This window comes from Bacillus cereus group sp. BfR-BA-01522, assembly GCF_022662635.1.
In the GTDB taxonomy this organism is placed as follows: domain Bacteria; phylum Bacillota; class Bacilli; order Bacillales; family Bacillaceae_G; genus Bacillus_A; species Bacillus_A cytotoxicus.
Window position 1 is genome coordinate 346,963 of sequence record NZ_JAKUDY010000002.1, and the last position, 13,055, is coordinate 360,017.

The window sequence follows — 13,055 nt, forward strand, 5'->3', positions numbered from 1 at the left end:
AACAAGTGATATTCTATCAAACGGTGGAGATAATTGCAATAGCGATATCGATGAAATTTCATATAAAGGAAAGAATGGCTCCGTAGAACTTTGGGAAATCTAACTATATTTACTATAAATTATGGAGGAGATACGATGAAAGAACCATTGGATTTAAGTAAATATGCTGTTAGAACTGACCTTGCGGTAGAGGCGCATCAAATGTTGCAAGAACGGCAACAAGAAAACACCGGTATTCAAGGGGTGATTATAAAAGAGCGTGAAGAGGAAGGGATGACGATTACGAAAGTGACGATTGATGAGAGTGCTTCGGAAGCAATGGGTAAAAAGGCTGGAAATTATTTAACACTTGAAGTGCAGGGGATTCGTCAGCAAGATACAGAACTGCAACGAAAAGTAGAGCGTATTTTCGCAAAAGAATTTGCTTATTTTTTGGAAGAGATTGGGGTTAAGAAGGAAGCGAGTTGTTTAATCGTTGGATTAGGGAATTGGAATGTAACACCAGATGCACTTGGTCCGATTGTTGTAGAGAATGTCCTTGTAACGCGCCATCTTTTTAAATTGCAACCTGAAAGTGTGGAGGATGGATATCGTCCTGTTAGTGCGATTCGGCCGGGTGTCATGGGGATTACCGGAATTGAAACGAGCGATGTGATTTTCGGTATTATCGAAAAAACAAAGCCGGATTTTGTAATTGCAATTGATGCCTTGGCGGCACGTTCTATTGAACGAGTAAATAGTACGATACAGATTTCAGATACAGGGATTCACCCAGGTTCTGGAGTAGGGAATAAAAGAAAAGAACTTAGTCAAGAAACGCTTGGTATTCCTGTAATCGCAATTGGTGTTCCAACAGTTGTAGATGCTGTTTCTATTACGAGTGACACGATTGACTTTATTTTAAAACATTTTGGACGCGAAATGAAGGAAGGAGATAAGCCTTCTCGTTCTTTATTACCAGCAGGATTTACATTTGGTGAGAAAAAGAAATTAACAGAGGAAGATATGCCGGATGAAAAAAGTCGAAATATGTTTTTAGGGGCTGTAGGTATGTTAGAAGAAGAGGAAAAGCGAAAATTAATTTATGAAGTATTGGCTCCGCTTGGACATAACTTAATGGTGACACCAAAAGAAGTAGATGCATTTATTGAAGATATGGCAAATGTAATCGCAAGTGGTTTAAATGCAGCGCTTCATCATCAAATTGATCAAGATAATACAGGAGCATATACACATTGAGTCGCTTTTCGTTGCAATGTGTGTGCGGTGTGATTTTCTGTTTGTTTATCATGCTTGCTGGAATTGGAATGGCAAACTATGGATTGAAGAGTATGAAAGGATATCGGCAGCCGACATATGAACAAATAGCTCATATGACAGGAACGAAACAAGGAAATATGGAAACAGAGATTTTGAGCGAGACGTTTTCTGCAAATGAAAAACAAAAACAGTTAGAAAAAATTAGAAGTTTTAATATAGTAGAAGGTGTTGGAATGAAAATTGCGGAATTGACTCGTAACATTGTAAAGTTTGGACTAGATATAACAATTGGAAAAATTAGAGGAATTTTTAATGCGTTAGGAGCATTCTAATTTAGAAAGTTGTAAAAAGCCCCCTTTTATGATGGCGTGAGCACAAAATCAAAATATATCATCACTTCGACATGAGATAGCGATGGACCGACAAAGTGAAATTTTAATTAGCGGGAGTTCTTCACCCTCCACTGATTATGAGCCCTTGCCAATCGGACTGTTACTGCCCTAAAATAGCGAGATGAAATTCATCCTTTTGCCTCTAGCGAAAAATAGAAATAGGAATTGACACTTATTATTTTTGTTCAGCTCGTCCAAAAAGCTATACTGTTGTGACGAGCTCTTTGTTTGAAAAAGATTTGTCTCTTAATGTGTACTCGCATAAGATAAAAATAGAATGATTTGTCTTGCAAGTAGCACGAGTTTTCATTGAATCTTTGCTGCTCTATTGATATAATCAGTGCTAGTGTATATTGGCGAGACTATTAGGAGTTGAGAACATAGATGAACAAAGAAGAAAGAGCAAAAAGACAGTCCAAAATTCGTAACTTCTCTATCATTGCTCACATTGACCACGGAAAGTCAACGTTAGCAGACCGTATTTTAGAGAAAACAAATGCGTTAACACAGCGCGAAATGAAAGCTCAATTGCTTGACTCTATGGATTTAGAGCGTGAGCGCGGTATTACAATTAAATTAAATGCAGTTCAATTAACGTATAAGGCGAAAGATGGTGAGGAATATATCCTTCATCTAATCGATACGCCAGGACACGTCGACTTTACGTACGAAGTATCTCGTAGTTTAGCGGCTTGTGAAGGTGCAATTCTTGTTGTAGATGCAGCGCAAGGAATTGAAGCGCAAACATTAGCGAACGTATATTTAGCATTGGATAACGATTTAGAAATTTTACCGGTTATTAATAAAATTGATTTACCAAGTGCTGATCCGGAACGTGTTCGTCAAGAAGTAGAAGACGTAATTGGATTGGATGCTTCAGAAGCTGTGCTTGCTTCTGCAAAAGCAGGAATTGGTATTGAAGAAATTTTGGAACAAATTGTTGAGAAAGTACCAGCTCCAGATGGTGACCCAGAAGAGCCGCTACAATGTATGATATTTGACTCTTTATATGACCCATATCGCGGTGTAATCGCATATATCCGCGTTGTAAATGGTACAGTAAAAGTAGGCGATAAAGTACGCATGATGGCAACTGGTAAAGAGTTTGAAGTAACCGAAGTTGGTGTGTTTACACCGAAAACAACGCAGCGAGATGAGTTAACGGTAGGTGATGTTGGCTTCTTAGCGGCATCTATTAAAAACGTAGGAGATACGCGTGTTGGTGATACAATTACACATGCGAAACGTCCAGCAGCAGAACCATTACCAGGTTACCGCAAATTAAATCCGATGGTATTCTGTGGTCTATATCCAATTGATACAGCTCGTTATAATGATCTTCGTGAAGCGTTAGAAAAGCTACAATTAAATGACTCAGCTTTAGAGTTTGAACCAGAAACATCACAAGCGCTTGGCTTCGGTTTCCGCTGTGGTTTCTTAGGACTTCTTCATATGGAAATTATTCAAGAGCGTATTGAACGTGAATTTAAAATTGATTTAATTACAACAGCACCAAGTGTTATTTACAAAGTGTATTTAACAAATGGTGAAGAAATTGTTGTAGATAACCCATCTAATATGCCAGATCCACAGTCTATTGATCGTGTAGAAGAGCCGTATGTAAAAGCATCTATTATGGTGCCGAACGATTATGTAGGTGCGGTTATGGAAATTTGTCAAGGAAAACGCGGTACGTTTATTGATATGCAATATTTAGATGAAACACGTGTTACATTAACGTATGAGATCCCGCTTTCAGAAATTGTATATGATTTCTTTGATCAGCTGAAATCGAATACGAAAGGATATGCTTCATTTGATTATGAATTAATCGGATATCAAGTGTCTAAGCTAGTGAAGATGGATATCTTATTAAATGGAGAACAGGTCGATGCATTATCATTTATCGTACATCGAGACTCTGCGTATGATCGCGGTAAAGTAATCGTAGAAAAGTTAAAAGAATTAATTCCAAGACAACAGTTCGAAGTACCAATTCAAGCTGCGATCGGAAATAAAATTGTAGCGCGTTCTACAATTAAAGCGATGCGTAAAAACGTACTTGCGAAATGTTACGGTGGTGACATTTCGCGTAAGCGTAAATTGCTTGAAAAACAAAAAGAAGGTAAAAAGCGCATGAAGTCTGTTGGATCGGTAGAAGTACCACAAGAAGCGTTCATGGCTGTATTACGAATGGACGATGATAAATAAAAAAAGGAAGCCGCTTTAGCGGTTTCCTTTATTTTTTTAGTTGGTGAATAAATTCGCCCATAAGTTGTGGAAGGTCGTTCCATGCGTGACCAGAAATTAAATTTTTATCAACATGGAAGCGAGTTTGGATGTAAGTTGCACCGCATGCTTCAACTTCTGGACGACAAGCTGTATACGCTGTTAATTCGCGGTTCTTTAAAACGTCTTTAATTACTGTTAAAGCAACAGCGGCATGACATAAAATCATAATTGGTTTATTTGCTTCAAAGAAATGTTTAGCAAGATGTGGGAAACTAGGGTGCATACGGATATGTTCTGGAGCGCGTCCACCAGGAATAATTAAAGCATCGTATTCTTCAGGGTTTACATCATCGAAAGCCGCATGCGCTTCAAGTTGATAGCCGCGTTTCTCTGTGAAAGTTTGCCAATCCTCAAAGTCATGAACAACAGTGTGTAATTTTTCTGTATTTGTTGGAGAAGCGATTGTTACATCAAATCCTTCTTCAAGACAACGGTAATATGGATAGTAAGCCTCTAGTGCTTCAACGGCATCGCCAGTTAACATTAATACTTTTTTAGACATCTTTATATCTCTCCTTTACAATAGTGATGACACTATTTATTGTAAGGAATAAAAGTGTAATATGGAAGAATGCACTTTTGAGTGACAAGGTAACGAAAAAGTAACTATGTAAGAAAAGTTAGGAGACTACTGATGTCTGAAAATATTCGTAAAGATATTCAAGAAAAAATAAGAAATGGTGATTTTAATTGTGAGAAGGAACTAACGCTTTCTATTATTAGTGGGAAGTGGAAGGTTGTCATTCTTTGGCACCTGGGGGTAGAGGGGCCTCATCGCTTCAGTGAGTTACAACGATTGTTTCCGAATATTTCTCATAAAGTTCTATCAAATCAATTAAAGGAATTAATGGAAGATGGAATTGTGGATCGGACAGTATATCCAGAAGTGCCACCTCGTGTAGAGTATTTTATGACGGATTTAGGCATGACGCTTTTACCAATCGTCGAAATGATGTATGATTGGGGGAAAATGCGAATGAAACAAATTCGTGATGGGTTAGAGAAGTAAAGAACCTCCGAAACGTGGAGGTTCTCTTTTTAGAAAGGTAGGAGTAAAATTTGATGCAAGCTGCATATATCCATATTCCATTTTGTCAGCATATTTGTCACTATTGTGATTTTAATAAAGTATTTATTGAGCGTCAGCCTGTTGATCAATATTTAGAGTATTTAGAAAAGGAAATCGTGAATACGGTGCAAAAGGCTCCTTTTAAGCAGATGAAAACGATATTTGTAGGAGGAGGGACACCGACAGCGTTAAATATGAAGCAGACAAAAAAATTGCTCGATATTATAAATCGTCGTTTACGACCGTTTGCTCCAAACTGTGAAGTAACGTTTGAAGCGAATCCTGGAGATTTGCCAAAAGAAAAGTTAAACCTTCTATTAGAAGGAGGCGTGAACCGAATTAGTTTTGGTGTGCAAACATTTCGCGATGAACTATTGAAAAAAATCGGGCGTAAGCATACGAGAGAAGATGCGTTTGTTGCCATTCGTGAAGCGCAGGAAGTAGGATTTACAAATATTAATATTGATTTAATTTATGCATTGCCAGGGCAAACAATTGAAGATGTAAAAGAAACGTTAAATATCGCTTTTACACTTGGAGTGCAGCATTTCTCGGCGTATTCTTTAATTGTTGAACCGAAAACAGTATTTTACAATTTAATGAATAAAGGAAAATTACGGCTACCAGGTGAAGAACATGAAGCAAAAATGTACGAGATGGTCATGGATGAAATGGAGAAACATGGGTATCATCAGTATGAAATTAGTAATTTTGCAAAAGAAGGTCATGAAAGTAGACATAATCTCACATACTGGAATAATGAAGCTTACTATGGGTTCGGCGCTGGGGCACATAGTTATATAAATGGTGAACGAATTCAAAATGTTGGTCCGTTGAAACAATATTTTGCTAAAATCGACGAAACAGGGTTCCCTTATCTAGATGTTCATCAAGTAACGGAAAAAGAGAGAATGGAAGAAGAATTGTTCTTAGGACTTCGAAAAACAAAAGGCGTTTTAAAAAAAGCATTCCAGCAGAAATTTGGGGTGAAGATGGAGGACGTCTTTGCGAATCAATTGGCCCACAATAAAGCACATGGATTACTTGAGGAGAAGGATGGTCATGTTTGTTTGACAAGAACAGGGAAGTTACTAGGAAATGAAGTGTTTCAATCGTTCTTAGTGGATTAACGAAATTATTTCTGTGGAAAAAGTTTCACGAATTCGGGACGTTTCCGTTGACAATTGAATGTCAATTTTGGTAAGTTAGTAATAGATTTAGCACTCGGGGATAAAGAGTGCTAACAGAGGTGATGATGAGATGCTTACGGAACGTCAGCTCTTAATTTTACAAACAATCATTGATGATTTTATCGGATCAGCACAGCCTGTTGGATCAAGAACGTTAGCTAAAAAAGATGAAATTACATTTAGTTCGGCTACCATTCGAAACGAGATGGCCGATTTAGAAGAACTAGGGTTTATTGAAAAAACACATAGTTCTTCAGGACGTATTCCTTCAGAAAAAGGATACAGATTTTATGTGGATCATCTATTAGCGCCACAACGCTTGTCCGCTGAGGAAATTGTACAAATTAAGGATTTATTTGCTGAAAGAATTTTTGAAGCAGAAAAGGTTGCACAGCAATCAGCTCAAATTTTGTCCGAACTCACAAATTATACAGCAATCGTTCTTGGGCCGAAATTGAGTACAAATAAACTCAAAAATGTACAAATTATTCCGCTGGGCCGAAAGACAGCAGTCGCAATTATTGTAACTGATACAGGGCATGTACAAAGCAAGACGATTACCGTTCCGGAATCTGTTGATTTATCAGATTTAGAAAAAATGGTTAATATTTTAAATGAAAAACTATTTGGTGTACCTATGGTAGAATTACACAATAAAATTGTAAAAGAAGTTGTGACAGTTCTTCATAAGTATGTCCATAACTATGATAGTGCAATGAAAATATTAGACGGTACATTTCAAGTGCCTTTATCGGAAAAGATATACTTTGGGGGAAAAGCTAATATGCTTGCTCAACCGGAGTTCCATGATATTCAAAAGGTGCGTTCTTTGTTAGAAATGATCGATAACGAAGCTGAATTTTACGATATTTTACGTAAGAAACAAGTAGGAATTCAAGTGAACATTGGTCGCGAAAATTCCTCAATGGCAATGGAAGATTGCAGCTTGATTTCTGCGACGTATTCTGTTGGAGAAGAACAGCTTGGAACAATTGCAATATTAGGTCCGACGAGAATGCATTATGCCCGAGTTATTACCCTTTTACAATTATTCACAAAACACTTTACAGAGGGATTAAATGGGCTGTATAAATCAAAATAATAAATTCGCTCGAGTAATGAAAGAAAATCATTGCTGGTGGGTAACATAAATATATGCTTGGGTGCTCATGCTCAGTGTGAGCACTTGAACACTTTTAAGGAGGTGAAAGTTGTGGAAGAGCGTAACGAACAAGTGGTTGAAGAGACAAAAGAAGCGCAAACTGAAGAAGCTACTATAGAAAAAAACAGTGAAGAATCTGTAACAGAAGAAGCAACTGAAGAAACTGTAGTAGAAGAAAAAAGTGAGGCGGCTCTTTTACAAGAAAAAGTAGATGAATTGCAAGCGAAATTGACGGAAACGGAAGGTCGCATGTTGCGTCTACAAGCTGATTTTGAAAATTACAAACGCCGTGTTCAGCTTGATAAGCAAGCGGCGGAAAAATATAGAGCGCAAAGTCTTGTATCAGATATTTTACCTGCTCTTGATAATTTTGAAAGAGCGATGCAAGTGGAAGCAAGTGATGAGCAAACGAAATCCTTATTACAAGGAATGGAAATGGTGTATCGTCAATTGTTAGAAGCGTTAAATAAAGAAGGTGTTGAGATGATTGAAGCTGTTGGAAAGCAGTTTGATCCTCATGAACACCAAGCTGTTATGCAAGTAGAAGACAGCGAATTTGAATCTAACGCGGTTGTAGAAGAATTTCAAAAAGGTTATAAACTGAAGGACCGTGTGATTCGCCCATCAATGGTAAAAGTAAATCAATAATTTACATAAATGTAGGAGGTTTCGCCATGAGTAAAATTATCGGTATTGACTTAGGTACAACAAACTCTTGTGTAGCTGTTATGGAAGGTGGAGAACCAAAGGTTATCCCAAACCCAGAAGGCAACCGTACAACACCTTCTGTTGTAGCATTCAAAAATGATGAGCGTCAAGTTGGGGAGGTTGCAAAACGTCAAGCAATTACAAACCCAAATACAATTATGTCTATTAAACGTCATATGGGTACAGACTACAAAGTAGAAATTGAAGGTAAAAAATATACACCTCAAGAAATTTCTGCAATCATTTTACAAAACTTAAAAGCTTCTGCTGAAGCGTACTTAGGTGAGCCAGTAACAAAAGCTGTTATTACAGTACCAGCATACTTTAACGATGCAGAACGCCAAGCAACAAAAGACGCTGGTCGTATCGCTGGCTTAGAAGTAGAACGTATTATTAACGAACCAACAGCAGCAGCTCTTGCTTACGGTTTAGAAAAACAAGATGAAGAGCAAAAAATTCTAGTATATGATTTAGGTGGAGGTACATTCGACGTATCGATCCTTGAGTTAGCAGATGGAACATTCGAAGTTATTTCAACTGCTGGTGACAACCGTCTTGGTGGTGACGACTTTGACCAAGTAATCATCGATTATTTAGTTGCTGAATTCAAAAAAGAAAACAACATTGATTTAAGTCAAGATAAAATGGCACTTCAACGTTTGAAAGATGCTGCTGAAAAAGCGAAAAAAGATCTTTCTGGTGTAACACAAACTCAAATTTCATTACCATTCATTAGTGCTGGAGCTGCTGGTCCATTACACTTAGAACTAAACTTAACAAGAGCGAAATTTGAAGAACTTTCAGCGAACCTTGTTGAAAGAACTTTAGAACCAACTCGTCGTGCCTTAAAAGACGCTGGTCTTTCTGCAAGTGATTTAGATAAAGTTATTCTTGTTGGTGGTTCTACTCGTATTCCAGCTGTACAAGAAGCAATTAAACGTGAAACTGGTAAAGAACCATATAAAGGCGTTAACCCTGATGAAGTAGTAGCATTAGGTGCTGCTGTACAGGGCGGTGTGCTTACTGGTGATGTAGAAGGTGTTCTATTATTAGATGTAACTCCACTTTCTTTAGGTATTGAAACAATGGGCGGAGTATTTACAAAATTAATTGAACGTAACACTACAATTCCAACAAGCAAATCACAAGTGTTCTCAACTGCAGCTGACAACCAACCTGCGGTAGATATTCACGTATTACAAGGTGAACGTCCAATGGCAGCTGATAATAAGACATTAGGTCGCTTCCAGTTAACTGATATCCCACCAGCACCACGTGGTATTCCACAAATCGAAGTAACATTCGACATCGATGCGAACGGTATCGTTAACGTACGTGCAAAAGACTTAGGAACAAATAAAGAACAAGCAATTACAATTCAATCTTCTTCAGGTCTTTCTGATGAAGAAGTAGAACGTATGGTAAAAGAAGCAGAAGCAAACGCTGATGCTGACCAAAAACGTAAAGAAGAAGTTGAACTTCGTAACGAAGCAGATCAACTTGTATTCCAAACAGATAAAGTTGTAAAAGATTTAGAAGGTAAAGTAGATGCAGCTGAAGTTGCAAAAGCAACAGAAGCAAAAGATGCTTTAAAAGCAGCGATTGAGAAAAATGATCTTGATGAAATTCGTGCGAAAAAAGATGCTCTTCAAGAAATCGTACAACAATTAACTGTAAAATTATATGAGCAAGCTCAAGCGGCTGCTGGTGCTCAGCAAGCAGAAGGTGCACAAGGAAACGCTGGTGCAAAAAATGACAATGTAGTTGATGCTGAGTTTGAAGAAGTAAAAGAAGATAAATAATAAAGTAAAATAGCATAAGTAAGATGACAAAAAGTCAAAGTCAAGCGTGCCTTGACTTTGGCTTTTTTCACGAATAAGGCTTAATAAGAGCCTAAGTCTTTTAAGAAGGCTCTTACGTTTTTCTTGTTGCATATTGTAAGAGAGGGAAGTTTGTTGCAAAGCACTTTCTTTCAATGTTAAAATTACGTTTATGTGAACGATTCGGGGGTTACGATTTTATGAGTAAACGAGATTATTATGAGGTGCTTGGCGTAAGTAAAAGTGCTTCAAAAGATGAAATTAAAAAAGCGTATCGTCGTTTGGCTAAAAAATATCATCCAGACGTAAGTAAAGAAGAAAATGCAGTAGAAAAATTTAAAGAAGTTCAAGAAGCATACGAAGTGCTAAGTGATGAGCAAAAACGTGCGCAGTATGATCAGTTTGGTCACGCTGGTTCAAGTCAAGGTTTCGGCGGCGGAGACTTTGGTGGTGGTTTTGGATTTGAAGATATCTTTAGCTCATTCTTTGGCGGAGGTAGCAGACGTCGTGATCCAAATGCACCGCGTCAAGGTGCAGACTTGCAATATCAAGTGACGCTAGAGTTTGAAGAGGCGATTTTTGGTAAAGAATTAAATGTGGAGATTCCAGTAGAAGACCCTTGTGATACATGTCACGGTAGTGGGGCTAAACCAGGAACTACAAAAGAAACATGTAAATATTGTTCAGGAACAGGTCAAATCAGTGTAGAACAAAACACACCATTTGGTCGTATTGTAAATCGTCAAACATGTAGACATTGTTCAGGAACAGGCCAAATGATTAAAGAAAAATGTACAACATGTCACGGAACTGGAAAAGTACGTAAACGTAAAAAAATTAACGTTAAAATTCCAGCAGGTATTGATAATGGTCAACAAATTCGTGTTGCCGGTAAAGGGGAAGCTGGCGTAAACGGAGGGCCAGCGGGAGACTTGTACGTAGTTGTTCATGTAAGAGAGCACGAATTCTTTGAGCGTGATGGAGATCATATTATTTGTGAAATGCCATTAACGTTTGCGCAAGCAGCACTTGGTGCTGAAGTGGAAGTGCCAACTGTTCATGGGAAAGTGAAGCTGAAAATTCCAGCAGGAACACAAACAGGTACAGAATTCCGCTTAAAAGGAAAAGGTGCTCCAAATGTACGTGGTTATGGTCAAGGAGACCAATATGTAGTCGTTCGCGTCGTGGTACCGACAAATTTAACAGCGCATCAAAAAGAATTATTGCGTGAATTTGCAGGGCAAGAAGACAAAGACGACAGCTTGTTTGGGAAGCTTAAACGAGCTTTCAAAGGAGAATAATGGAAACGAAAAATGGAGTTGGTAAATTGTGAAATGGTCAGAAATTAGTATTCATACAACAGAAGAAGCAGTAGAAGCTGTTTCTCATATTTTACACGAAGCAGGTGCTAGCGGTGTAGCGATTGAAGACCCGGCAGAGCTTACAAAAGAACGTGAGCAGCAGTATGGTGAAATTTATGCACTCAACCCAGCTGAGTATCCAGCGGATGGAGTAGTAATAAAAGCGTATTTCCCGCAAACGGATTCTTTACAAGAAACAATTGCAAGTTTAAAATCATCTATTGATGTACTTCCGTCTTACGACATTGAAATTGGTACAGGGAACATTACAATTAATGAAGTTGATGAGGAAGATTGGGCTACTGCTTGGAAAAAATATTATCATCCAGTTCAAATTTCTGATACATTTACAATTGTGCCAACGTGGGAAGAGTATACACCTTCTTCTCCAGATGAAAAGATTATTGAGTTAGATCCTGGTATGGCCTTTGGGACAGGAACGCATCCAACGACAACGATGTGTATTCGTGCGTTAGAGAAAACAGTAAAGCCTGGGGATACAGTCATTGACGTTGGGACTGGTTCAGGAGTATTAAGTATTGCGGCGGCTAAACTAGGGGCAGCTTCTGTTCAAGCTTATGATTTAGATCCAGTAGCAGTGGAAAGCGCGGAGATGAATGTCCGATTAAATAAAACAGATGATGTTGTATCGGTAGGGCAAAATAGCTTGTTAGAAGGTATTGAAGGACCGGTCGATTTAATTGTAGCAAATTTACTTGCGGAAATTATCCTTATGTTCCCTGAAGACGCAGCAAGGGTTGTAAAACAAGGCGGATTATTTATTACGTCTGGCATTATTGCAGCTAAGGAAAAAACAATTTCCGAAGCGCTAGAGAAAGCTGGATTTACAATTAAAGAAGTGTTAAGAATGGAAGATTGGGTAGCAATCATTGCACAAAATGCGTAATATATATTTTATAAATATATGAACGGAAAAGTCTCTCGCTATAAAGGTGAGGGACTTGCCGTTTGTTCTATTAAAATGAGAATGTTTCGTTCTTTTCGTAAGTATGGGCTTACGAAAGGAACGAAACTTTACTAAGGTGATGAGATGCAACGTTATTTTGTAGAAGAGAAGAATGTAAATGGTACAACGATTCGTATCGTTGGCGATGATGTACATCATATTGCCAGAGTGATGCGTATGTCAGCTGGAGACCACATCTATTGTTGTGTAAATGGGAAAACGGCAGCGTGTACAATTGCTGAAATTACCAATGAATTTGTCGATAGCACTATTGTAGAATGGATAGAGACAACGAGCGAGTTACCCATACTCGTAACGATTGCTAGTGGACTGCCGAAAGGAGACAAGCTTGAGTTAATTTTTCAAAAAGGAACTGAGCTTGGGGCAGCTGCATTTTTGCCATTTCAAGCATCGCGTTCAATCGTGAAATGGGATGCGAAAAAAACGGATAAAAAAGTAGAACGTTTAAAAAAGATTGTGAAGGAAGCTGCGGAGCAATCACACCGGACAGAAATTCCGCATGTATATGCTCCAGTATCATTTAAACAATTGCTTGAAATGAGTAAAGAGTATGATGTTTGTCTTGTTGCCTATGAAGAAGAGGCGAAGCAAGGTGAAAAAGCAAATTTTGCAAAAGCTCTTACAACCATTGAACCTGGCCAAAAACTGCTCATTGTATTTGGTCCAGAAGGTGGTTTAAGTGAGGAAGAAGTATCCGCACTTCGTGAATATAAATTTGTACCATGTAGTTTAGGACCAAGAATTTTAAGAACAGAAACGGCACCGCTCTATGCGTTAAGCGCCGCTTCTTATCATTTTGAATTGATGGGGTGA

The 13,055-nt window shown here is 38.2% G+C and carries 12 protein-coding genes; 11 read left to right on the plus strand and 1 reads right to left on the minus strand.

What is annotated here, in order from left to right:
* Nucleotides 1-135 precede the first annotated feature (135 nt).
* The 3 genes from gpr (at nucleotide 136) to lepA (ending at nucleotide 3,863) form a co-directional block, all read left to right on the plus strand.
* Nucleotides 136-1,239 (plus strand): GPR endopeptidase, encoded by a 1,104-nt coding sequence (gpr, locus tag MR059_RS04380; protein ID WP_012095512.1) that lies wholly within the window; start codon nucleotides 136-138, stop codon nucleotides 1,237-1,239.
* The gene (locus MR059_RS04385) at nucleotides 1,236-1,592 is read left to right on the plus strand and encodes a DUF3679 domain-containing protein (RefSeq protein WP_012095511.1); all 357 of its coding nucleotides are present in this window, start codon (nucleotides 1,236-1,238) and stop codon (nucleotides 1,590-1,592) included. The genes gpr and MR059_RS04385 overlap by 4 nt, the downstream gene beginning before the upstream one ends.
* 444 nt (nucleotides 1,593-2,036) lie before the next feature.
* A complete protein-coding gene (lepA, locus tag MR059_RS04390) occupies nucleotides 2,037-3,863 on the plus strand; it encodes an elongation factor 4 (RefSeq protein ID WP_012095509.1) in 1,827 nt (608 codons plus the stop codon).
* Nucleotides 3,864-3,891: 28 nt separating this feature from the next.
* Here lepA and MR059_RS04395 read toward each other — a convergent pair whose 3' ends face one another.
* Nucleotides 3,892-4,446, minus strand: a complete 555-nt coding sequence (locus tag MR059_RS04395; RefSeq protein WP_012095508.1) for a DJ-1/PfpI family protein — start codon at nucleotides 4,444-4,446, stop codon at nucleotides 3,892-3,894.
* A gap of 132 nt (nucleotides 4,447-4,578) precedes the next feature.
* On the opposite strand from MR059_RS04395, the gene MR059_RS04400 reads away from it, so the two are divergent.
* The 8 genes from MR059_RS04400 to MR059_RS04435 all read left to right on the plus strand — a co-directional run bounded on the left by MR059_RS04400 (nucleotide 4,579) and on the right by MR059_RS04435 (nucleotide 13,055).
* Nucleotides 4,579-4,953: a winged helix-turn-helix transcriptional regulator gene (locus MR059_RS04400; protein WP_012095507.1), complete on the plus strand. Its 375-nt coding sequence runs from the start codon at nucleotides 4,579-4,581 to the stop codon at nucleotides 4,951-4,953.
* A 50-nt stretch (nucleotides 4,954-5,003) separates the two neighbouring features.
* The gene (gene hemW / locus MR059_RS04405; RefSeq protein WP_087095353.1) at nucleotides 5,004-6,143 is read left to right on the plus strand and encodes a radical SAM family heme chaperone HemW; all 1,140 of its coding nucleotides are present in this window, start codon (nucleotides 5,004-5,006) and stop codon (nucleotides 6,141-6,143) included.
* Nucleotides 6,144-6,273: 130 nt separating this feature from the next.
* Entirely contained in the window at nucleotides 6,274-7,305 is a 1,032-nt protein-coding gene (gene hrcA, locus MR059_RS04410; protein ID WP_012095505.1) for a heat-inducible transcriptional repressor HrcA, read from the plus strand.
* A gap of 111 nt (nucleotides 7,306-7,416) precedes the next feature.
* Complete coding sequence (gene grpE, locus MR059_RS04415; RefSeq protein ID WP_012095504.1) at nucleotides 7,417-8,013, plus strand: nucleotide exchange factor GrpE; 597 nt, start codon at nucleotides 7,417-7,419, stop codon at nucleotides 8,011-8,013.
* Nucleotides 8,014-8,039: 26 nt separating this feature from the next.
* Entirely contained in the window at nucleotides 8,040-9,875 is a 1,836-nt protein-coding gene (gene dnaK / locus MR059_RS04420; protein WP_012095503.1) for a chaperone protein DnaK, read from the plus strand.
* Nucleotides 9,876-10,093: 218 nt separating this feature from the next.
* Nucleotides 10,094-11,194, plus strand: coding sequence for a molecular chaperone DnaJ (gene dnaJ / locus MR059_RS04425; protein ID WP_012095502.1), 1,101 nt, complete (start codon nucleotides 10,094-10,096; stop codon nucleotides 11,192-11,194).
* Between the two features lie 28 nt (nucleotides 11,195-11,222).
* Nucleotides 11,223-12,161: a 50S ribosomal protein L11 methyltransferase gene (gene prmA / locus MR059_RS04430; protein WP_012095501.1), complete on the plus strand. Its 939-nt coding sequence runs from the start codon at nucleotides 11,223-11,225 to the stop codon at nucleotides 12,159-12,161.
* A 144-nt stretch (nucleotides 12,162-12,305) separates the two neighbouring features.
* Nucleotides 12,306-13,055 carry a 16S rRNA (uracil(1498)-N(3))-methyltransferase gene (locus MR059_RS04435; RefSeq protein ID WP_012095500.1) on the plus strand — a complete coding sequence of 250 codons (750 nt, stop codon included), beginning with the start codon at nucleotides 12,306-12,308 and terminating at the stop codon, nucleotides 13,053-13,055.

Excerpts from the sequence above, each read along its gene's own strand:
- gpr (WP_012095512.1), top strand. The coding sequence starts at position 136 with ATGAAAGAACCATTGGATTTAAGTAAATATGCTGTTAGAACTGACCTT.
- lepA (WP_012095509.1), top strand. The coding sequence starts at position 2,037 with ATGAACAAAGAAGAAAGAGCAAAAAGACAGTCCAAAATTCGTAACTTC.
- MR059_RS04395 (WP_012095508.1), bottom strand. The coding sequence starts at position 4,446 with ATGTCTAAAAAAGTATTAATGTTAACTGGCGATGCCGTTGAAGCACTA.
- MR059_RS04400 (WP_012095507.1), top strand. The coding sequence starts at position 4,579 with ATGTCTGAAAATATTCGTAAAGATATTCAAGAAAAAATAAGAAATGGT.
- hrcA (WP_012095505.1), top strand. The coding sequence starts at position 6,274 with ATGCTTACGGAACGTCAGCTCTTAATTTTACAAACAATCATTGATGAT.
- dnaK (WP_012095503.1), top strand. The coding sequence starts at position 8,040 with ATGAGTAAAATTATCGGTATTGACTTAGGTACAACAAACTCTTGTGTA.
- dnaJ (WP_012095502.1), top strand. The coding sequence starts at position 10,094 with ATGAGTAAACGAGATTATTATGAGGTGCTTGGCGTAAGTAAAAGTGCT.
- MR059_RS04435 (WP_012095500.1), top strand. The coding sequence starts at position 12,306 with ATGCAACGTTATTTTGTAGAAGAGAAGAATGTAAATGGTACAACGATT.